The organism is Streptomyces sp. NPDC029152, from assembly GCF_055564355.1.
Map to the genome: position 1 here is coordinate 310,509 of NZ_JBVHWR010000008.1, position 19,003 is coordinate 329,511.

19 protein-coding genes are annotated in these 19,003 nt (G+C 73.1%); 9 read left to right on the forward strand and 10 right to left on the reverse strand.

What is annotated here, in order from left to right:
• Positions 1–26 precede the first annotated feature (26 nt).
• A complete protein-coding gene (locus ACZ4V6_RS19675; RefSeq protein ID WP_467828843.1) occupies positions 27–1,799 on the reverse strand; it encodes an acetyl/propionyl/methylcrotonyl-CoA carboxylase subunit alpha in 1,773 nt (590 codons plus the stop codon).
• A 374-nt stretch (positions 1,800–2,173) separates the two neighbouring features.
• On the opposite strand from ACZ4V6_RS19675, the gene ACZ4V6_RS19680 reads away from it, so the two are divergent.
• Entirely contained in the window at positions 2,174–2,653 is a 480-nt protein-coding gene (locus ACZ4V6_RS19680) for a hypothetical protein (RefSeq protein ID WP_467828846.1), read from the forward strand.
• Here the strand turns inward: ACZ4V6_RS19680 and ACZ4V6_RS19685 are convergent.
• The 4 genes from ACZ4V6_RS19685 to ACZ4V6_RS19700 form a co-directional block, all read right to left on the reverse strand.
• Positions 2,622–3,242 (reverse strand): Maf family protein, encoded by a 621-nt coding sequence (locus tag ACZ4V6_RS19685; RefSeq protein ID WP_467828848.1) that lies wholly within the window; start codon positions 3,240–3,242, stop codon positions 2,622–2,624. The genes ACZ4V6_RS19680 and ACZ4V6_RS19685 overlap by 32 nt on opposite strands.
• A gap of 32 nt (positions 3,243–3,274) precedes the next feature.
• Positions 3,275–3,403, reverse strand: a complete 129-nt coding sequence (mmpB, locus tag ACZ4V6_RS19690; protein ID WP_351025917.1) for a morphogenic membrane protein MmpB — start codon at positions 3,401–3,403, stop codon at positions 3,275–3,277.
• 150 nt (positions 3,404–3,553) lie between these two features.
• On the reverse strand, positions 3,554–3,763 hold the full coding sequence (locus tag ACZ4V6_RS19695; protein WP_467828851.1) for an acyl-CoA carboxylase epsilon subunit: 210 nt from the start codon (positions 3,761–3,763) through the stop codon (positions 3,554–3,556).
• A 9-nt stretch (positions 3,764–3,772) separates the two neighbouring features.
• Positions 3,773–5,374: an acyl-CoA carboxylase subunit beta gene (locus ACZ4V6_RS19700; RefSeq protein WP_467828854.1), complete on the reverse strand. Its 1,602-nt coding sequence runs from the start codon at positions 5,372–5,374 to the stop codon at positions 3,773–3,775.
• 110 nt (positions 5,375–5,484) lie between these two features.
• On the opposite strand from ACZ4V6_RS19700, the gene ACZ4V6_RS19705 reads away from it, so the two are divergent.
• On the forward strand, positions 5,485–6,351 hold the full coding sequence (locus ACZ4V6_RS19705) for a biotin--[acetyl-CoA-carboxylase] ligase (protein ID WP_467828856.1): 867 nt from the start codon (positions 5,485–5,487) through the stop codon (positions 6,349–6,351).
• A gap of 867 nt (positions 6,352–7,218) precedes the next feature.
• Entirely contained in the window at positions 7,219–8,358 is a 1,140-nt protein-coding gene (locus ACZ4V6_RS19710) for an adenylate/guanylate cyclase domain-containing protein (protein ID WP_467828859.1), read from the forward strand.
• 36 nt (positions 8,359–8,394) lie between these two features.
• On the opposite strand, the gene ACZ4V6_RS19715 is transcribed toward ACZ4V6_RS19710, so the two are convergent.
• The gene (locus ACZ4V6_RS19715) at positions 8,395–9,057 is read right to left on the reverse strand and encodes a hypothetical protein (RefSeq protein ID WP_467828862.1); all 663 of its coding nucleotides are present in this window, start codon (positions 9,055–9,057) and stop codon (positions 8,395–8,397) included.
• Positions 9,058–9,272: 215 nt separating this feature from the next.
• On the opposite strand from ACZ4V6_RS19715, the gene ACZ4V6_RS19720 reads away from it, so the two are divergent.
• Both ACZ4V6_RS19720 and ACZ4V6_RS19725 read left to right on the forward strand, forming a co-directional pair.
• The gene (locus ACZ4V6_RS19720) at positions 9,273–10,073 is read left to right on the forward strand and encodes an enoyl-CoA hydratase/isomerase family protein (RefSeq protein ID WP_467828864.1); all 801 of its coding nucleotides are present in this window, start codon (positions 9,273–9,275) and stop codon (positions 10,071–10,073) included.
• Positions 10,074–10,150: 77 nt separating this feature from the next.
• Complete coding sequence (locus ACZ4V6_RS19725) at positions 10,151–11,302, forward strand: GGDEF domain-containing protein (protein WP_467828866.1); 1,152 nt, start codon at positions 10,151–10,153, stop codon at positions 11,300–11,302.
• Positions 11,303–11,475: 173 nt separating this feature from the next.
• On the opposite strand, the gene ACZ4V6_RS19730 is transcribed toward ACZ4V6_RS19725, so the two are convergent.
• Positions 11,476–11,793 carry a hypothetical protein gene (locus ACZ4V6_RS19730; protein WP_467828868.1) on the reverse strand — a complete coding sequence of 106 codons (318 nt, stop codon included), beginning with the start codon at positions 11,791–11,793 and terminating at the stop codon, positions 11,476–11,478.
• A gap of 109 nt (positions 11,794–11,902) precedes the next feature.
• On the opposite strand from ACZ4V6_RS19730, the gene ACZ4V6_RS19735 reads away from it, so the two are divergent.
• Both ACZ4V6_RS19735 and ACZ4V6_RS19740 read left to right on the forward strand, forming a co-directional pair.
• Positions 11,903–12,256: a hypothetical protein gene (locus ACZ4V6_RS19735; protein ID WP_467828871.1), complete on the forward strand. Its 354-nt coding sequence runs from the start codon at positions 11,903–11,905 to the stop codon at positions 12,254–12,256.
• Positions 12,257–12,479: 223 nt separating this feature from the next.
• Entirely contained in the window at positions 12,480–13,727 is a 1,248-nt protein-coding gene (locus ACZ4V6_RS19740) for a L,D-transpeptidase (protein WP_467828874.1), read from the forward strand.
• Positions 13,728–13,772: 45 nt separating this feature from the next.
• Here ACZ4V6_RS19740 and ACZ4V6_RS19745 read toward each other — a convergent pair whose 3' ends face one another.
• Positions 13,773–14,498 carry a TetR/AcrR family transcriptional regulator gene (locus ACZ4V6_RS19745; protein ID WP_467828876.1) on the reverse strand — a complete coding sequence of 242 codons (726 nt, stop codon included), beginning with the start codon at positions 14,496–14,498 and terminating at the stop codon, positions 13,773–13,775.
• A gap of 81 nt (positions 14,499–14,579) precedes the next feature.
• Between ACZ4V6_RS19745 and ACZ4V6_RS19750 the strand changes: the two genes are divergently transcribed.
• On the forward strand, positions 14,580–15,218 hold the full coding sequence (locus tag ACZ4V6_RS19750) for a CatB-related O-acetyltransferase (protein ID WP_467828878.1): 639 nt from the start codon (positions 14,580–14,582) through the stop codon (positions 15,216–15,218).
• A gap of 49 nt (positions 15,219–15,267) precedes the next feature.
• On the opposite strand, the gene ACZ4V6_RS19755 is transcribed toward ACZ4V6_RS19750, so the two are convergent.
• A complete protein-coding gene (locus ACZ4V6_RS19755; RefSeq protein WP_467828880.1) occupies positions 15,268–16,143 on the reverse strand; it encodes a helix-turn-helix transcriptional regulator in 876 nt (291 codons plus the stop codon).
• 153 nt (positions 16,144–16,296) lie between these two features.
• Between ACZ4V6_RS19755 and ACZ4V6_RS19760 the strand changes: the two genes are divergently transcribed.
• The gene (locus ACZ4V6_RS19760; protein WP_467828883.1) at positions 16,297–17,340 is read left to right on the forward strand and encodes an NAD(P)-dependent alcohol dehydrogenase; all 1,044 of its coding nucleotides are present in this window, start codon (positions 16,297–16,299) and stop codon (positions 17,338–17,340) included.
• A 302-nt stretch (positions 17,341–17,642) separates the two neighbouring features.
• Here ACZ4V6_RS19760 and ACZ4V6_RS19765 read toward each other — a convergent pair whose 3' ends face one another.
• On the reverse strand, positions 17,643–18,890 hold the full coding sequence (locus ACZ4V6_RS19765) for an MFS transporter (protein ID WP_467828885.1): 1,248 nt from the start codon (positions 18,888–18,890) through the stop codon (positions 17,643–17,645).
• Positions 18,891–19,003: the final 113 nt, after the last annotated feature.

A 19,003-nucleotide genomic window follows, 5' to 3' on the forward strand; every position in this document is an offset into this window, starting at 1 on the left:
CCGGCCGTCCTGCTGTCGTGCGGGTGTCAGTCCTTGATCTCGCAGATCGCGGCACCGGAGGTGACGGACGCGCCGACCTCGGCGCCCAGACCCTTGACGGTGCCGGACTTGTGGGCGTTGAGGGGCTGCTCCATCTTCATGGCCTCCAGGACGACGATCAGGTCGCCCTCCTGGACCTCCTGGCCCTCCTCCACCGCGACCTTCACGATCGTGCCCTGCATCGGCGAGGCGAGGGTGTCGCCGGAGGCCGCCGGGCCGGACTTCTTCGCCGCGCGGCGCTTGGGCTTGGCGCCGGCCGCCAGACCGGTGCGGGCCAGGGACATGCCCAGCGACGACGGGAGGGAGACCTCCAGTCGCTTGCCGCCGACCTCGACGACGACCGTCTCGCGGCCCGCGTCCTCGTCCGCCTCGGTGTCCGCGGGGGCGGTGAACGGCTTGATCTCGTTGACGAACTCCGTCTCGATCCAGCGGGTGTGGACCGTGAACGGGTCGGCCGAGCCGGTCAGCTCGGGCGCGAACGCCGGGTCACGCACGACCACGCGGTGGAACGGGATCGCGGTGGCCATGCCCTCGACCTGGAACTCCTCCAGCGCGCGGGCGGCACGCTGCAGGGCCTCCTTGCGGGTGCGGCCGGTGACGATCAGCTTGGCGAGCAGGGAGTCCCACGCCGGACCGATGACGCTGCCGGACTCCACGCCCGCGTCCAGGCGGACGCCGGGGCCGGTGGGCGGGGCGAAGGTGGTGACGGTGCCGGGGGCGGGCAGGAAACCCCGGCCCGGGTCCTCGCCGTTGATGCGGAACTCGAACGAGTGACCGCGCAGCTCCGGGTCGCCGTAACCGAGCTCCTCGCCGTCGGCGATGCGGAACATCTCGCGGACCAGGTCGATGCCCGCGACCTCCTCGGTGACCGGGTGCTCCACCTGCAGGCGCGTGTTGACCTCCAGGAAGGAGATCGTGCCGTCCAGGCCGACGAGGAACTCGACGGTGCCGGCGCCGACGTAGCCGGCCTCCTTCAGGATCGCCTTGGAGGCGGAGTACAGCTGGGCCACCTGCTCCTCGGACAGGAAGGGGGCCGGGGCCTCCTCCACCAGCTTCTGGTGGCGGCGCTGCAGCGAGCAGTCACGGGTGGAGACGACGACCACGTTGCCGTGCTGGTCGGCCAGGCACTGGGTCTCCACGTGGCGGGGCTTGTCGAGGTAGCGCTCGACGAAGCACTCGCCGCGGCCGAACGCGGCCACCGCCTCACGGACGGCCGAGTCGTACAGCTCCGGCACCTCTTCGAGGGTGCGGGCGACCTTCAGGCCGCGTCCGCCACCGCCGAAGGCCGCCTTGATGGCGATCGGCAGGCCGTGCTCCTTCGCGAAGGCCACGACCTCGTCCGCACCCGAGACGGGGTCCGGGGTGCCGGCGACCAGCGGGGCGCCGGCGCGCTGGGCGATGTGCCGGGCGGCGACCTTGTCGCCCAGGTCGCGGATGGCCTGCGGGGGCGGGCCGATCCAGATCAGACCCGCGTCCAGGACCGCCTGCGCGAACTCGGCGTTCTCCGAGAGGAAGCCGTACCCGGGGTGGATGGCGTCCGCCCCCGACTCGCTCGCGGCCTTCAGTACCTTGGCGATGTCCAGGTAGCTGGTGGCGGGGGTGTCACCACCCAGGGCGAACGCCTCATCAGCGGCGCGGACATGCAGAGCGTCCCGGTCCGGGTCCGCGTAGACGGCCACGCTCGCGATCCCGGCGTCCCGGCAGGCCCGGGCCACGCGGACAGCGATTTCGCCACGGTTGGCGATGAGCACCTTGCGCACGATTGAGGCTCCCTCCTTGAAACAAGCCGAGTTTAGGGACTGCCGACACGGCACTTCGACCCGTCCCCAATGGTGAGCTTGCCCACACGGAGCGTGATTCGAGGCTCGCTCGACCCGCGAAATCCCTTGCCGCACCGCGATACGCAGGACTCCTCGGACAAACCCTAGCCCTCCCATGTGGTCAAGGTCTCTGTGAGAGCGTGCTGCGGGCCACTCCGTTTCTTTGTGGAGTCCCTACGAATGGCCCAATGATTCTTTGCTCGCGGCGGACCTCTTGTCGCGAGGTTTACCCGTTAGTAACGTTCGTGGGGTCTCGAACGTACTTGGGGTAACAGCTGTCCTGCGGGGCAGCGGTCGAAAGTGGGTGGGGACCGGTGAGGGTGCGCAGGCCGGTGGCGTGGACCGTGGCGGTCGTGCTCTTCGCGGAGGCGCTCGGCGTCGCCGCGCTGAACTGGTTCCTGGGGATCGTCGTCGACCGGCAGGACATGTCCCTGGCCGGCCTCGACCCGGACGCGATGTCCGTGTCCTCGAAGATCGGCGGCGTTGTCTTCGGTCTCTACTTCGCGCTGTGCGGGCTGGTCGCCCTGCTCGTGGCGCTGCGCGACCGCCCGCCCGCCGGCCTCGGCCGGGTCCTGCTGATCAGCGCGGCCGTGGTGCACGGGCTGCTCGGCGCCTTCACCTGGGGGCTGGTGGGCTGGAGCGCCTTCCTGTTCATGCTCCTCGTGCTCGGCCTCATCGTGCTGCTGCTGATGACCTACGACGACCGGGAGGACCCGGCCGCCGGGCCGGCCGGGGCCGGCAAGGGCGACGGCGGTTCCCCGGTCAGTCCTCCGCCGGCGCCCACAGCTCCGTGATGCCGACCCCGAGCTCGGCCAGCAGGCGCCGGACGAGGGGCAGGCTGATGCCGATCACGTTCCCGTGGTCGCCCTCGATGCCGTCGATGAACGGCGCCGAGCGGCCGTCCAGGGTGAAGGCCCCGGCGACGTACAGCGGCTCGCCCGAGGCGACGTAGGCGGCGATCTCCTCGTCGGTCGGCTCGCCGAAGCGGACGACGGTGGAGGCGGTGGCCGAGACGTGGCGGCCGGTGGCGGTGTCCCAGACGCAGTGGCCGGTCTGCAGCGTGCCCGCCCGCCCGCGCATCGCCTTCCAGCGGGCGGTGGCCTCCTCCGCGTCGGCGGGCTTGCCGAGGGCCCGCCCGTCCAGGTCCAGCACCGAGTCGCAGCCGATCACCAGGGCACCGTGGACCTCGGGCTTCGCGGCCACGACGGAGGCCTTCGCCTCGGCGAGGGCGAGGGCCAGCTCGGCGGGGGTCGGGGCGGTCACGGCGTCCTCGTCGACGCCGCTGACGAGCACCTCGGGGTCGAGCCCGGCCTGACGCAGCAGCCCGAGCCGGGCGGGGGACTGGGAGGCGAGGACGAGACGCCTGCGGCGCTGAGCAGTCATGGGGTCAGGTTAGCCACCCGGGCGGGGCCGGCTCACCTCAGGCCGATCACGATCATCGCCAGCACCATGGCCATGGCCAGGAGAACACTCAGCCGCCGCAGCATGTGCTGCATGTCGCGCAGTTCTTCGGGCGGCTCGTTCTCGGGATCGGACCACAGCATTCCACCAGCGTGGGGCCGGGCGAGGCGGCGGCGCTTGAGTACGGGTACTCATTTGAGTACGGGCACTCGTCCAGGGCGCGGGGTTCCTCCTCCGCGCGCCCACGCGGCGAATCCGCGTACCGCACGGCCCCGCGCCCCGGGGCGTCCTCCCTACGCCGGCCAGTACGTACGGCCCCAGGACGCCGGGCCCGGCTGGGGCAGCCTGTGGGCCGCGATGCGGGACGGGTCGGACCACGCGTCCCTGGTGGCCGGTGCGCCGGACGGCTCGGGCTGGGCCGCCGCGGCGCGGGCGCGGACCACCGCCAGGGCGGCGGCGAGCTCCTCGGGGGTCGGGTTGCCCCGTACGACCTTGATCGTCACAGCGGCTCCTTACAGGGGGATGTTGCCGTGCTTCTTCGGGGGCAGGGATTCCCGCTTGGTGCGCAGTTGACGCAGACCGCGGACGATGTGGCGGCGGGTGTCGGACGGCATGATCACCGCGTCGACGTAGCCGCGTTCGGCCGCCGTGTAGGGGTTGAGGAGGGTGTCCTCGTACTCCTGGATCAGGCGGGCGCGGACGGCTTCGACGTCCTCGCCGCCCGCCTCGGCCTCGGCGAGGGTGCGGCGGTGCAGGATGTTGACGGCGCCCTGGGCGCCCATGACGGCGATCTGGGCCGTGGGCCAGGCCAGGTTGAGGTCGGCACCCAGGTGCTTGGAGCCCATGACGTCGTAGGCGCCGCCGAAGGCCTTGCGGGTGATGACCGTGATCAGCGGGACCGTGGCCTCCGCGTAGGCGAAGATCAGCTTGGCGCCGCGGCGGATGATGCCGTCGTGCTCCTGGTCCACGCCCGGCAGGAAGCCGGGGACGTCCACGAAGGTCAGCACGGGCACGTTGAAGGCGTCGCAGGTGCGCACGAAGCGGGCGGCCTTCTCGGACGCGGTGATGTCCAGGCAGCCGGCGAACTGCATGGGCTGGTTGGCGACGATGCCGACGGGCCGGCCCTCGACGCGGCCGAAACCGGTGAGGATGTTCGGCGCGAACAGCGGCTGCGTCTCGAAGAACTCGGCGTCGTCGAGGACGTGCTCGATCACCGTGTGCATGTCGTACGGCTGGTTCGCCGAGTCCGGGACGATCACGTCCAGCTCGCGGTCCTCGTCGGTGACCGCGAGGTCCGCCTCCTCGGGGAAGGCGGGGGGCTCGGAGAGGTTGTTGGACGGCAGGTACGACAGCAGCTGCTTGACGTACTCGACGGCGTCCTTCTCGTCCCCGGCCATGTGGTGGGCCACGCCCGAGGTGGAGTTGTGCGTGCGGGCGCCGCCCAGCTCCTCGAAGCCGACGTCCTCGCCGGTGACCGTCTTGATGACGTCGGGGCCGGTGATGAACATGTGGCTGGTCTGGTCGACCATGACCGTGAAGTCGGTGATGGCGGGGGAGTAGACCGCGCCGCCCGCGCACGGGCCGACGACCAGGCTGATCTGCGGGATCACGCCGGAGGCGTGGGTGTTGCGGCGGAAGATCTCGCCGTACGCCCCGAGGGAGGCCACGCCCTCCTGGATGCGGGCGCCGCCGGAGTCGTTGATGCCGATGACCGGGCAGCCGGTCTTCAGCGCGAAGTCCATGACCTTGACGATCTTCTGGCCGTAGACCTCGCCCAGCGCTCCGCCGAAGACGGTGAAGTCCTGCGAGAACACCGCGACCGGGCGGCCGTCGACCGTGCCGTAGCCGGTGACGACGCCGTCCCCGTAGGGGCGGTTCTTCTCCAGGCCGAAGTTGGTGGACCGGTGCTGGGCGAACTCGTCCAGCTCGACGAAGGACCCCTCGTCGAGCAGGAGGTCGATCCGCTCACGCGCCGTCAGTTTGCCCTTGGCGTGCTGCTTCTCGACGGCGCGTTCCGAACCGGCGTGCGTAGCCTCCTGGATACGGCGCTGGAGATCCGCGAGCTTGCCCGCGGTCGTGTGGATGTCAGGCTGCTGCTCTTCCGGCTCGGACATCGGGATGCGGCTCCCTGCCTGCTCAAAAGGGGGGACGGTTACTCATCCGTAGAGTAGTAGGGGGTCCTCCGATCGGCAGTGCGGTCTTTCCCACACCTAGTGTGGGTTGCATGACACCCCGAGACGCCTCCGACCCCTCGCCCAGCCGTTGGTCCGACCTGGACCGGCCGCCCCTCAACACCACGTCGCTGCGCCGGGGCCTGGTACGGGAGGGAGGACTGTGGCGCCAGGTGGACGTGGTGCAGCGCACCGGTTCCACCAACTCCGACCTGGTGGCCCGCGCCGCGGCGGGGGAGGCGGACGAGGGGGCCGTGCTCGTCGCCGAGGAGCAGACGGCCGCGCGGGGGCGTCTCGACCGGCAGTGGACGGCACCGGCCCGCTCCGGCCTCTTCTTCTCCGTACTCCTGCGGCCCACCGAGGTGCCCGTGGCCCGCTGGGGCTGGCTGCCCCTGCTCACCGGCGTCGCGGTGGCGACCGGGCTGTCCCGGGCGGCGGGGGTGGACACGGCCCTGAAGTGGCCCAACGACCTGCTCGTCACGGTGGACGGGGAGGAACGCAAGGCCGGCGGGATCCTGGCGGAGCGGGCCGGGGACGGCGGGGTGGTCGTCGGCGTCGGGATCAACGTCACCCTGCGGGCGGACGAGCTGCCCGTCCCGCGGGCGGGGTCGCTGGCGCTGGCCGGGGCCGTGAGCACGGACCGGGACCCGCTGCTGCGGGGAGTGCTGCGGGCGCTGGAGGAATGGTACGGGCGGTGGCGGTCGGCCGGGGGTGACCCGGCGGTGAGCGGGCTGCAGGAGGCGTACGCGGCGGGGTGCGCCACGCTCGGCCGGGTGGTGCGGGCGGAGCTGCCGGGGGACCGGGCGCTGGTGGGGGAGGCGGTGGCCGTGGACGGGGACGGGCGGTTGGTGCTGGCCACGGAGGAAGGGGTGCGGGAGCCGGTGGGGGCGGGGGACATCGTGCACTTGCGACCGGCTTGAGGGGGGTCTCGCCTGCGGCGGCCCGTGCGGGTGTGGTGGGGGTGCGGGGTGCCTGCGGCGCCTGTGCGGGTTCGGTGGGGGTGCGCGGGTGCCTGCGGCGGCCTGTGCGGGTTCGGTGGGGGTGCGCGGGTGCCTGCGGCGGCCTGTGCGGGTTCGGCGGGGGTGCGCGGGTGCCTGCGGCGGCCTGTGCGGCTCCGGTGGGGGTGCGCGGGTGCCTGCGGCGGCCCGTGCGGCTTTGGTGGGGGTGCGCGTAGCGCGGTGCGTGGTCTTGTGGGTCGGGGCCGCGCCGGGGGGTGTCCGTCCTCGGAACGGCGCGGAATCGGGTACTGACCAACAGACGGGGCGTTGACGCGCCAACCGCTGCGGGCGGACACCCCCCGACACGTCCCCTTCCCGCCGTACGCGGCTCCCCCGCCGTCCCCACTCAGCTGCGGGCAGCCGTCGTGCGCCGCCGTCCCGGCTGCGGGCAGCCGCCGTGCCGCCGCCGCTGCGGGCAGTCGTGCCTCCCCCAGTGCCTGAACGGCCTGGGGGTACCCCCCAAGGGCGGTACCCCCAGGGAGGTACCCCCGGGGCGGCACGGGTGGGCGGTGGGGGTCCACCCGCTCGAGCGAAGCCGAGAGTGGGGGAGGCACCCCGAAAGCGCCGGGCGCGCGAACCCACCCCGCATCCACCCCTACGCCGGGTGACCCGGCAGAGCCGAGCCGCGCGAACCCACCCCGCGTCCACACCCGCGCCGGGTGACCTGGTAGCGCGGGCCGCGTGGCCGGACCGCTCCGGGAGGCGGCTCGCGGGAGTGAGCTGGGGCACACCTGACGTAAAGTTGGGGCCGGTCGAACCTGACCGCGGCAGATCGGAAGGGCAGCAGGCGTGACCGTCGACGACACGGGCTCCGGCGCGGACGGGGACGGCCGGGTGGACCCCGAGCCCGCCCCGGATCCCGCCGACTCCGGCGAGGACCCGCTCGCGCTGCGCCTCGAAGGGCTCATCCTGGGCGCCGAGCGTCGCTACACCCCCTTCCAGGCCGCCCGCAGCGCGGGCGTCTCCATGGAACTGGCCTCCCGCTTCTGGCGGGCCATGGGCTTCGCCGACATAGGACAGGCCAAGGCACTCACCGAGGCCGACGTCCTGGCCCTGCGGCGCCTGGCCGGTCTGGTGGAGGCGGGGCTGCTCAGCGAGGCCATGGCCGTGCAGGTGGCCCGGTCCACCGGGCAGACCACCGCCCGGTTGGCCGAGTGGCAGATCGACTCCTTCCTGGAGGGCCTGACCGAGCCGCCGGAGCCGGGGATGACCCGCACCGAGGTGACGTATCCGCTGGTCGAGCTGTTGCTGCCGGAGCTGGAGGAGTTCCTCGTCTACGTCTGGCGCCGTCAGCTCGCCGCCGCGACCGGCCGGGTCGTGCAGGCCGGTGACGACGAGGAGATGGTGGACCGGCGGCTCGCGGTCGGCTTCGCCGACCTGGTCGGCTTCACGCGGCTGACCCGCCGGATGGAGGAGGAGGAGCTCGGCGAGCTCGTCGAGGCCTTCGAGACCACCGCCGCCGACCTGGTGGCCGCCCGTGGGGGGCGCCTGATCAAGACCCTCGGCGACGAGGTGCTGTACGCCGCCGACGACGCGGGTACCGCCGCCGAGATCGCGCTGCGCCTCATCGAGACGATGGCGAACGACGAGACCATGCCGGAGCTGCGCGTGGGCCTCGCCTTCGGCACGGTGACCACCCGCATGGGCGATGTGTTCGGCACGACCGTGAACCTGGCCTCCCGGCTCACCTCCATAGCCCCCAAGGACGCCGTGCTCATCGACTCCGCCTTCGCCGAGGAGCTGATCCGCACCCGGGACGCCCCGGCCTCCGAGGCGCAGGCGGCCGAGGAGGCCGCCGCGGCGGAGAAGGAGGGCGAGGAGCCGCCGGCGTACCGCTTCGCGCTCCAGCCGATGTGGCAGCGGCCGGTGCGTGGTCTCGGCGTGATCGAGCCGTGGCTGCTCTCCCGGCGCGGCGACGGCGGGGAGTGACGCGCGGGACAGGGGGCGGGCGGACGCGGGCGGTGGTCAGCCGTCGCCGTCCAGCAGGTCCACGCACAGGCCGATCAGCGGTACGCACAGTCCCCCCGAGGGCTCCGGCTCCGGAGCGGGGGGTGCGGTGCGGCTCGGGGCGGGCGTGGGCACGGGGCGCGGGGCGGGGGTGCCGGCCTCCGGCGGCCGCGGCGCGGGAGGCGTCGGTTCCCCGGTGTCCGGCGCGTGCGGGGTCTTCGAAGCGCTCGGGGTGTTCGGGCGGTCCGGGACGGCCGTCGAGCCCGTTGACGGCCGTCCCGGCGCGGCCGGTGCCGAGGGACGTGGCGCCGGGGAGCCGCTCGTGGAGGGGCCCGGTATCAGGCCGCCCGGGCGGGGGAACGCGCTCGTGCCGCCCATGACGGACGTCGCCGACGGACTCGCCCCGGGCGTGGCGCCGTGGCCCGTTCCGGTGTCCCGGTCCGTTCCGGTGTCGCCCGCGCCGTCCCCGCCCGTCTCCACGCGCGGTGCGGCCTCGGCGCCGTAGCCGTGGAGTCCGCCGCCCCCGGGCTCGGGGACCAGGCGTACGAGGCTGAGGGCGCCGGCCGCCAGGACCAGGCCGCCGGCCGCCAGGAGGGCCTTGCGGGGACGTGGCCGGCGGTGACGGCCCCGGATCCGGGGGAGCCGAGGGCGCGGCGTGATCGGCGTGTCCGTCGTCGTCATGATTCCTCCCCGGTGCGCAGGTGCCCCCGCCGCTGCGCTTGGCGAGCGACCATAGGCGCTGCCGGGCGCCGGGGCGGCGGCATCGACCGGATGTCACTCGAACGGGTGGACGGAGAGGGGATGCCGCGATGGCACGCGCCCGGCCTTTCCCCGCGCGTCCGCGCCTGCGATGATCGGGCGGTCGAGTTGTTAACCCGCGTTAACCGGAGGGTGTCATGAGCGAGGAGCGGTTCGGAGAGTTCGTCCTGATGCGGCGGCACGGGGACGGGCATGTCGCGGAGCTCGCCCTCGACCGGCCGAAGGCCATGAACGCCGTCTCGACCGAGATGGCCCGGTCCATCGGCGCGGCCTGCGCGGCGCTGGGCGAGGACCGGGACGTACGGGTGGTGGTGCTGACCTCGACGCACGAGCGGGCCTTCTGCGTCGGCGCCGACCTGAAGGAGCGCAACTCCTTCTCCGACTCCGATCTGCTGCGCCAGCGCCCGGTGACGCGGGGCGCGTACACCGCGGTGCTGGAGCTCGCGGTGCCGACGGTCGCGGCCGTGCACGGGTTCGCGCTGGGCGGCGGCTTCGAGCTGGCGCTGTCGTGCGACGTGATCGTGGCCGACCGCACGGCGGTGGTGGGGCTGCCCGAGGTGTCGGTCGGAGTGATCCCGGGCGGCGGCGGCACGCAGCTGCTGCCGCGCCGGGTGGGAGCGGCGCGCGCCGCCGAGCTGGTGTTCACGGCGCGGCGGGTGGAGGCCGCGGAGGCGCGCGAGCTGGGGCTCGTCGACCAGCTGGTGGACGAGGGCCGCGACCGTGAGGAGGCGCTCGGCCTGGCGTCCCGGATGGCCGCGAACTCGCCCGTGGGGCTGCGGGCGGCCAAGCGGGCGCTGCGGCTCGGCCACGGGCTGGACCTGCGGGCCGGCCTGGAGGTCGAGGACGCGGCGTGGCGGTCGGTGGCCTTCTCCGGGGACCGCGCGGAGGGTGTCGCGGCGTTCAACGAGAAGCGGGCGCCGCGCTGGCCCGGGGAGTGACGGGCCGAGGGCGTGGACCGGGCCCCGTTCGCGTCGTTCATGTCCACTTTTGGATAGAACGTCCCTAGCCTGGAGTGATGGGTGAGGACAGACGGCTCACGGCCGTCGTGGCGTTGGCGCAGGGCATGGCCGCCGCGCACAGTTCGCGGGAGGCGTGGCGGGCGGCGGCCGTCGGCGCGTGCCGGGCGCTGGGCGGCAGCTTCGCGGCCCTGTCGGTGTGGGAGCGCGAGCTCGGCCGGCTCCGGGTCCTGGTGAACGTGGGCGAGCGGGCCGAGGACGAGGAGGAGTTCCCGGAGGACGAGTCCTACCCCGTGCACCAGTTCGCCGAGATCACCGAGTTCCTGCACGAGCGCTGGGCCGGCGGCGGCGAGCCCGACGCCTGGGTCGAGACGGCCGCGGGACCCGCGGCGGGGAGCCCCGGGTACGTCCATCAGCGCGTCGCGGCCCTGCGCCGCCGCGGGCGCGGCTGCTGCGTGATCGCGCCGATCGTGCTGCACGGCCGCGCCTGGGGCGAGCTGTACGTGGCCCGTCCGGTGGGCGAGCCCGTGTTCGCGCGGGGCGACGCCGACTTCGCCACCGTCCTGGCCTCGGTCGTGGCCGCCGGGATCGCGCAGACCGAGCGGCTGGAGGAGGTCCGGCGCCTCGCGTACACCGACGCGCTCACGGGGCTCGCCAACCGCAGGGCGGTCGACTCCCGTCTGGACGAGGCGGTGGAGCGGCACCGCGAGGAGGGCGTCGTCGTCAGTCTCGTCGTGTGCGACCTCAACGGGCTCAAGCGGGTGAACGACACCCACGGGCACGCCGTCGGCGACCGGCTCCTGGAACATTTCGGGTCGGTGCTGTCGCTGTGCGGGGCCATGCTGCCGGGGGCGCTCGCGGCCCGGCTCGGCGGCGACGAGTTCTGCCTGCTCGCGGTCGGGCCGTCCGCCGACGAGGTGGTCAAGGCGGCGGAGGAGCTGTGCCGCCGGGCGGCCGAGCTGGAGCTCGGCGACGGCGTGGCCTGCGGGGTCGCCTCCACCGAGGATCCCGTGGGTCCCGTCCGCTCCGCCCGCCGGCTGTTCCGGCTGGCCGACGCCGCGCAGTACCGGGCCAAGGCCGAGCGGGCCGGCCGGCCGGTCGTGGCCGGCCGCGAGGGACCCGACGATCCCGTCGTCCGGCTGGCGGACGAGCCGCCCCGGGGGGAGGAGGACGGGGAGCGGCGCCGCTTCCGCGGGCGGCATTCGCCCTAGGGGGCGGGAGTCCGGCGGCAGGGCGTGGTGGCCGCGCCGGCGTTCCGCACCCTCCGGCCGAGGGGTGGACCCCTCGGCCGGAGGACGGCACCGTCACGCGCGCGGTCCGGCTCCCCGAGGGGCTCGCCCCGGCCCCGGCAGGGTCGACAGTGTCAAAAGAACGTCAAGTGATCTCAAAAACCGAGGCGTTCCCGACGCACCGAGTACATGACGAACCCCGCGCCGAGGCCGAGACAGGCGGTGCCGCCGAGGACGTACGGAGTGCTGTCGAAGCTTCCGGTGTCGGCCAGCCGGGCGCTCTCGGCGGCGGTGGTCCCCGTGTCCGTCGACACGGCTCTGGCCTGCTCGGTGACCTGCGGAGACGGACTCGTGGAGGTGGTACCCGCGGCCGGGGTCCCGGGCGTCGCGTTCGCGGACGGGACGAACCACAGGGCGCACAGCAGGCCCCCCGCGGCGGCGGCGGTCAGCAACGGACGGCGAGCGGATGACACGGAATATCGATCCCCTTGTGGCGCTGGCGAATTGGCCGTGTGGGCAGATGTTAGTGAAAGGCGCGGGTCACAGGAAAGTCACGGGAGCGGCCGGCCTTACTCTCCGGGCATGAGCACTCCAGAGACATCACGTTTTGTGCGGCTTCGCGTGGACCTCGTCCTGGCGATCGACGACGAGGAGGCGGTCACCGGCGCCGCGCTGCGGAACCTCGCCGGGGACTTCGGGCTGTCCGACGCGGAACGGGCGCACACCGAGTGTGCTGTGACCGAGGACACCGCCGAGGCCCTGGCCTATCTCGTGGATCCGTTCGACCTGGTCAGCGCGGTGCCCGGGATCGAACTCCAGCAGGCCTCCTGGAGCAGCGAGCGGATCGACCACGACCCCGGCTCGCCCGATTGGGGCCTGGACGAGGATGATGGCGGCCAGGACGATCCGGAAGACGGGGAATCGGCGGCCGGCTGACGCACCGTGGGGAAAAGTCGACCCCCGGCGGCAACCGCCGTCCGGGGTTTCGCCGTCTCAAGGGACGCACCGACCGACCCCCGCACCACCACCGCCCCACGGCGGACGTGGTGTGTCCCACATACGCCGGCGATATGGAACGGGACGAACCGGTCGTAGCGTTGGACGTCTTGACGGGGGATCTCGGGGTTTTCGGGAATCGGCAACGATGGAGAAGCGTGTGATGACGGACGGTAAGCGGCGCAAGGGTCTGGCGGCCGCGTCCGCACTGCTCGGCGGTGTGCTGGTGCTCTCGGCATGTTCCGGCAATGACGCCGACGCCTCCGGAGGCGGAGACGGCAACACCTCGCAGGCGCAGGTCGACGAGGCGGCGGCGAAGAAGACCTCCGAGGCGCAGATCAAGATCACACCCGCGAACGGCTCGGACAACGCCTCCATCAACAACTCGGCCACCGTCACCGTGAGCAAGGGCACGCTCACGGACGTCAAGATGACCACGACCGACGGCACCGAGGTCAAGGGCGAAATATCCGCCGACAAGACCAGCTGGAAGCCCAGCGGCCAGCTCGAGCGGGCCACCACCTACAGGCTGTCGGTCACCGCGCAGGACTCCGAGGGCCGCGCCGCCCACGAGAACTCCTCGTTCACCACGGTCTCCAAGAGCAACAGTTTCATCGGCACCTTCACCCCGGACGACGGCACCACCGTCGGCGTCGGCATGCCCGTGTCGATCAACTTCGACAAGGAGATCACCAACAAGGCCGCCGTCCAGAAGGCGATCACCGTCAACACCACCAGCGGCCAGGAAGTCGCCTGCCACTGGTTCAGCACCCAGCGCATGGACTGCCGCCCCGAGAACTACTGGCAGGAGGGTTCCACCGTCACCCTCAAGCTGGCGCTCGACGGCGTCGAGGGCGCCGAGGGCGTCTACGGCGTCCAGCAGAAGACGGTCACCTTCAAGATCGGCCGCAACCAGGTCTCGTACGTCGACGCGCAGACCAAGCAGATGAAGGTCACGCAGGACGGCAAGACCATCCGCACCATCCCGATCTCCGCGGGCTCGCCCGAGAACAAGACCTACGAGGGTCAGATGGTGATCTCCGAGAAGTACAAGGAGACCCGGATGGACGGCTCGACGGTCGGCTTCACCGACGACGACGGCAAGGGCGAGTACGACATCAAGGACGTGCCGCACGCCATGCGCCTGAGCACCTCCGGCACCTTCATCCACGGCAACTACTGGGGCAAGGGCATCTTCGGCAGCGCCAACACCAGTCACGGCTGCGTGGGCCTGGAGGACGCCAAGGGCGCCGGCGACCCGAACACGCCGGGTGCCTGGTTCTACGACAACTCCATCGTCGGTGACGTGGTCGTCGTCCAGAACACCGGCGACAAGACCATCGCCCCGGACAACGGCCTCAACGGCTGGAACATGGACTGGGCCCAGTGGAAGGCGGGTTCGGCGGTCTGACGCCGAACGCCCCGCGACCCACGGCGACTTCACGGCAGGCGCCCGTCACCCCGCACCGGGGCGGCGGGCGCCTGCCGTTTCCCCCGGCTCCCCCTCCCCGCTCCCCGGGCCGGCGAAGGCCCCCGCCTCCGCGGCCGTGGCGGCCGTGGCGGCGGCCCGTTCGGGCAGCCGCGGATCGGGAGCGGTCCGCAGCAGCACCAACTCGTGGTACAGCGGCGCGGTCGAGGCGACCAGCAGGCGCCGGGCGTCCGTGTCCGGCGCGAGTTCACCGCGCCGGACGGCGCGCTCCACGACCGCCTCGCACCGCGCGTAACGGTCCTCCCACAGCCGCTGCTGGGCCCGGGCGGCCTGCTCGGAGCGGAACGAGGCGGCGATCAGGGCCGCGGCGAGCGACGGCCGCGCGGTGAGGGACTCCTGGATCTCGGTGTTGAGCGCCGTCAGGTCGCCCCGCAGGGACCCGGTGTCCGGGGGCTGCCAGTCGTCCTCGCCCGCGGCGTCCAGGACGTCGGCCAGCAGACCGCCCACGTCCCGCCAGCGCCGGTAGACCGTGGTGCGGTGCACGCCCGCGCGGGCCGCGACGCCCTCCGGCGTGAGCCCTTCGAAGCCGTGGTCACCGAGTTCGGCGCGCACCGCGGCGATGACCTGGGCCCGCACGCGGGCGGTACGGCCCCCCGGCCGACGTGCGCCCCGTGCGGCGGACGCGCCGTCGGCGCGCCGGTGGCCGGCCGGCCGGTCCTCGGCGGGACGGGCGCTGTCCGGTGGTTCGGTCATGGGAAATCCGATTGTTCATGGACGGGGACGCGTGACAGCATCCTAATGCAGCATCCGTCGCATTAAGGGAGCCGAACCGCGATGCCCCTCGTCCCCGCCGACCCGACCGTGCTCCACCCGATGCCCGGACAGCCGCGCGTCGTGCAGCTCAAGCCGCTGGTGACGTCGCCGCTCATCGAGGTGGGGGAGTACTCCTACTACGACGACCCGGACGACCCGACCGCGTTCGAGAGCCGCAACGTGCTCCACCACTACGGTCCGGAGAAGCTGGTCATCGGCAGGTTCTGCGCCCTCGGCACCGGCGTGCGCTTCCTCATGAACGGCGCCAACCACCGCATGGACGGCCCCTCCACCTTCCCCTTCCCCACCCTGGGCGGCTCCTGGGCCGACCACTTCGACCTGCTCACCGGCCTGCCGAACCGCGGGGACACCGTCGTCGGCAACGACGTCTGGTTCGGGCACGGCGCGACCGTGCTGCCCGGCGTACGGATCGGGCACGGCGCGATCATCGGCACCGGCGCCGTGGTCACCGCGGACGTGCCCGACTACGGCATCGTCGGCGGCAACCCCGCCCGCCTGATCCGCACCCGCCACGACGCGTCCGACACCGCCCGCCTGCTGGCCGTGGCCTGGTGGGACTGGCCCGTCGAGCACATCACCCGGCACATCCGGACGATCATGTCGGGCACCGTCGCCGAGCTGGAGGCCGCGGCCCCGTGACACCGGCCGCCCGTGGCACCGGCCCCGGCGTGCGCCGCGGCCGGCCGGGTCACGCGGTCAGCGAGGCCGCCGCGTCCCTCCCCCAGCTCGCCAGCAGCCGCAGCCCCTCCGCCGACGAGGAGCCCGGCTCGGCGTGGTAGGTGATGAACGCCTGCTCGTCGTCGTCGACCAGGCGGAACGTCTCGAAGGACAGCGTCAGGTCGCCGACCAGCGGGTGCCGCATGCGCTTGACGCCGTAGCTCTTCTCCTTGACGTCGTGCGTGGCCCACAGCCGCCGGAACTCCTCGCTCTTCACGGACAGCTCGCCGACCAGGGCGGACAGCCGCGGGTCGTCCGGGTGCCGGCCCGCGTCCATGCGCAGGAAGCTGACCATGTCGTACGCCTTCTGGTCCCAGTCGACGAACAGCTCGCGGTACTCCGGGTTCAGGAAGACCAGCCGGGCCCAGTTCCGCTCCTGGGCCGGCAGTCCGCCCCAGTCGCCGAAGAGGGCGGCGGCCATGCGGTTCCAGGCGAGGATGTCCGAGCGGCGGCCCGTCACATAGGCGGGCACCGTGTCGATCGACTCCAGGAGCTGCAGCAGCGCCACCCGCACCGGCTGCTGCGCCCGCGCCGCCGAGGCCCGCCTGCGCTGCCGCTTGGGCTTGGCGAGGTGCGTCAGGTGGGCGTGCTCGGCGTCGGTGAGCCTGAGCGCCCGGGCGATGGAGTCCAGGACCTCCGCCGACACGTTCTGTCCGTTGCCCTGCTCGAGCCGTGTGTAGTACGCCACGGACACCCCGGCGAGCTGCGCCAGCTCCTCGCGGCGCAGTCCGGGCACCCGGCGGTGCCGCCCGAACTCCGGCAGCCCCACGTCCTGCGGCTTCAGCCGGGCCCGCCGGGTGCGCAGGAACTCGCTCAGTTCGGCACGCCGGTCCAGCTGTCCATCCATGCCCTCCAGTATTCCCGGTCGTACGCACGGGAGCCTGTCCCCGCTGGTGGTAGGCACGCCGGACGTAGGCACGACCGTGGTCTGGGTGGAGTCCGGCGGGCGGGGCAGGGTGGAGACCGAACACCCCTCTACGAGAATCCCGGAGACTCCGGCATGACCACCACTGTCGTCGCGTACGCCGCACCCGCCGCCAAGGCTCCGCTGGAGCGCACCACCATCGAGCGGCGCGAGGTGGGTGAGCACGACGTCCTGATCGACATCAAGTTCGCCGGCATCTGCCACTCCGACATCCACCAGGCCCGCGAGGGCTGGGGCGAGGCCATCTTCCCGATGGTCCCCGGCCACGAGATCGCGGGCGTCGTCGAGGCCGTCGGCTCCGGCGTGACGAAGTTCAAGGTCGGCGACCACGTCGGCGTCGGCTGCATGGTCGACTCCTGCGGCGAGTGCGAGAACTGCCGGGCGGGCGTCGAGCAGCACTGCGTCCGCGGCAACGTCCCGACGTACAACGGCATCGGCAAGGACGGCGAGCCCACCTACGGCGGCTACTCGCAGAAGGTCGTCGTCGACGAGGCCTTCACCCTGCGCATCCCGGACGGGCTGCCCCTGGACGCGGCCGCGCCGCTGCTGTGCGCCGGCATCACCACGTACTCCCCGCTCAAGCACTGGGGCGCGGGCCCCGGCAAGAAGGTCGCCGTCGTCGGCCTGGGCGGCCTCGGCCACATGGGCGTCAAGATCGCGCACGCCCTCGGCGCGGAGGTGACGGTCCTGTCCCAGTCCCTGCGCAAGAAGGACGACGGCCTGAAGCTGGGCGCCGACCACTACTACGCGACCGGCGACCCGAAGACCTTCGAGGAGCTGGCGGGGTCCTTCGACCTCATCCTCTCCACCGTCTCCGCGCCCCTGGACTTCGGCGCGTACCTGGGCCTGCTGAAGACCGGCGGCGCCCTCGTGAACGTCGGCGCCCCCGAGGAGCCGGTCTCGCTGAACCTCTTCTCCCTCATCGGCGGCAACAAGACCCTGGCCGGCTCGATGATCGGCGGCATCGCCGAGACCCAGGAGATGCTGGACTTCTGCGCGGAGCACGGCATCGGCGCCGAGATCGAGCTGATCGCCGCGGCCGAGATCAACGAGGCCTACGAGCGCGTGCTGGCGAGCGACGTCCGCTACCGCTTCGTGATCGACACCGCGACGATCTGACCCGTCGACCACACCCGCGGGCCGGGCGCGTCCACCCCACCGGTGGGCGCGCTCGGCCGCTTCCGGACTCGGGCGGCCCTCACCGGGGCGGGACCGTACCGGCCGGCGGCCGCCGCGGGAGGAACGGACCGTCCGGGGCGGCCCGGTGCGGGAGCGCGACGGTCCTGCCGCCGGGGACGGCCCGTCGTGCAGATCGGCGGACCGGTCACCGGTACCGGCCCCGGCCCCGGCCGCCCCGTGCTCCGGCAACCGTCGCGGCAGGGCGTCGAGGTCCTGACCGCCGGACGACGCGCGGCGGTGCGTCACCCGGCCGGGACCCCCTCCGGCGGCGCGGTGGGGGCCGGGTCGGACAGATGCGCCCGGCGGGGCAGCAGCAGCGGGGTCGCGAGCAGGAGGACGCCGGAGACGGCGATCGCGGCCCGGACGCCGGTGAGGCCCGCGAGGACGCCGAGGAGCAGCATCAGCGCGGCCTGCGCGAGTCTGCTGCTGACGGTCCACGCGGCCATGACGCGCGCGGCACGGCCCGTCGGGGTCCGTCGCAGGCGTTCGGTGGCGTGGACCGGGTTGAAGACGCCCATGCAGATGATCAGCAGGCCCTCGACGGCGATCACCGTGAGGAGCCCGGGGACACCCGGCCCCACGAACGCGAGACCCAGCGGGAAGAGGGACCGCAGCCGGCCGGAGACGGCCAGCACCCGGTACCGGCCGTGACGCCGCACCAGGCGGGGCGAGAGGCGGGCGCCCAGGAAGCCGCCGAGTGCCGGGACGCCGAAGGCGACCCCGTACTGCCAGGCCGGGAAGCGGTACTCGCCCAGCAGCAGGACGGCCAGGAGGGGGACGGTCGCCATGATCAGGCCGCCCACCAGGACCGAGTTGAGGAACAGCCGCCGCAGGACGCGGTCGTCGAGGATGAACCGCCAGCCGGCGAGGAGGCCGGCCACGCCCGGCCGGTCCGCCGGGCCGCGGGGTGTGGCGACGTCGTCCCCGCGGATGCGCAGGACGCCGAGCGCGGACAGCAGATAGCTGAGGGAGTCGGCCAGGACCGTGACGACCGGGCCGAGCAGCCCGACGAACGCGCCGCCGAGGGGCGGGCCGGCCGCGGTCGCCACCCAGGCGGTGCCCTCGAACCTGCCGTTGGCGGCGAGGAGGCCCTCGCCGCGCACGAGGTGCTTCAGGTACGCGCCGGACGCTGCGGTGAAGGCGATGCCCGCCGTCCCGGAGACGACCGAGACGACCAGCAGCTGCACGAAGGACAGCAGGCCGAGGACGTACGCGGCCGGGACGCTCGCCATCGCGAGGAACCGGACCAGGTCCGCCGCGACCATCACCGGGCGCTTGGCCCGGTGCTCGACCCACGGCCCGAGCGGGAACGCGACGAGCGCGGCGACGGCGGGCCCGGCCGCCTCCAGCACCGAGACCGCGAACGCCGACGCGTCCAGCACCCGCACCGCGATGAGCGGGAACGCGCCGAACGCCGTCCACGTGCCGTACGTGCTGACGGCGTAGGCCCACCACAGCCGGCGGAAACCGGACTCCGAACTCACGCGCACGACTCCTCGGGAACGACCGGTGACGGGACGCGCCCATCACATCGGTCGCGTGAGCACGGGATCAAACAACCGGATCGCGGCACGCCACAACCACCGGTTGTACGCGCATAGGC

What these genes read in the sequence shown, in the direction of transcription:
- ACZ4V6_RS19685 (WP_467828848.1), bottom strand. Translation starts at nt 3,242, where the DNA reads ATGACTGCTCAGCGCCGCAGGCGTCTCGTCCTCGCCTCCCAGTCCCCC.
- mmpB (WP_351025917.1), bottom strand. Translation starts at nt 3,403, where the DNA reads ATGCTGTGGTCCGATCCCGAGAACGAGCCGCCCGAAGAACTGCGCGAC.
- ACZ4V6_RS19700 (WP_467828854.1), bottom strand. Translation starts at nt 5,374, where the DNA reads ATGTCCGAGCCGGAAGAGCAGCAGCCTGACATCCACACGACCGCGGGC.
- ACZ4V6_RS19705 (WP_467828856.1), top strand. Translation starts at nt 5,485, where the DNA reads ATGACACCCCGAGACGCCTCCGACCCCTCGCCCAGCCGTTGGTCCGAC.
- ACZ4V6_RS19715 (WP_467828862.1), bottom strand. Translation starts at nt 9,057, where the DNA reads ATGACGACGACGGACACGCCGATCACGCCGCGCCCTCGGCTCCCCCGG.
- ACZ4V6_RS19720 (WP_467828864.1), top strand. Translation starts at nt 9,273, where the DNA reads ATGAGCGAGGAGCGGTTCGGAGAGTTCGTCCTGATGCGGCGGCACGGG.
- ACZ4V6_RS19725 (WP_467828866.1), top strand. Translation starts at nt 10,151, where the DNA reads ATGGGTGAGGACAGACGGCTCACGGCCGTCGTGGCGTTGGCGCAGGGC.
- ACZ4V6_RS19735 (WP_467828871.1), top strand. Translation starts at nt 11,903, where the DNA reads ATGAGCACTCCAGAGACATCACGTTTTGTGCGGCTTCGCGTGGACCTC.
- ACZ4V6_RS19740 (WP_467828874.1), top strand. Translation starts at nt 12,480, where the DNA reads ATGACGGACGGTAAGCGGCGCAAGGGTCTGGCGGCCGCGTCCGCACTG.
- ACZ4V6_RS19745 (WP_467828876.1), bottom strand. Translation starts at nt 14,498, where the DNA reads ATGACCGAACCACCGGACAGCGCCCGTCCCGCCGAGGACCGGCCGGCC.
- ACZ4V6_RS19750 (WP_467828878.1), top strand. Translation starts at nt 14,580, where the DNA reads ATGCCCCTCGTCCCCGCCGACCCGACCGTGCTCCACCCGATGCCCGGA.
- ACZ4V6_RS19755 (WP_467828880.1), bottom strand. Translation starts at nt 16,143, where the DNA reads ATGGATGGACAGCTGGACCGGCGTGCCGAACTGAGCGAGTTCCTGCGC.
- ACZ4V6_RS19760 (WP_467828883.1), top strand. Translation starts at nt 16,297, where the DNA reads ATGACCACCACTGTCGTCGCGTACGCCGCACCCGCCGCCAAGGCTCCG.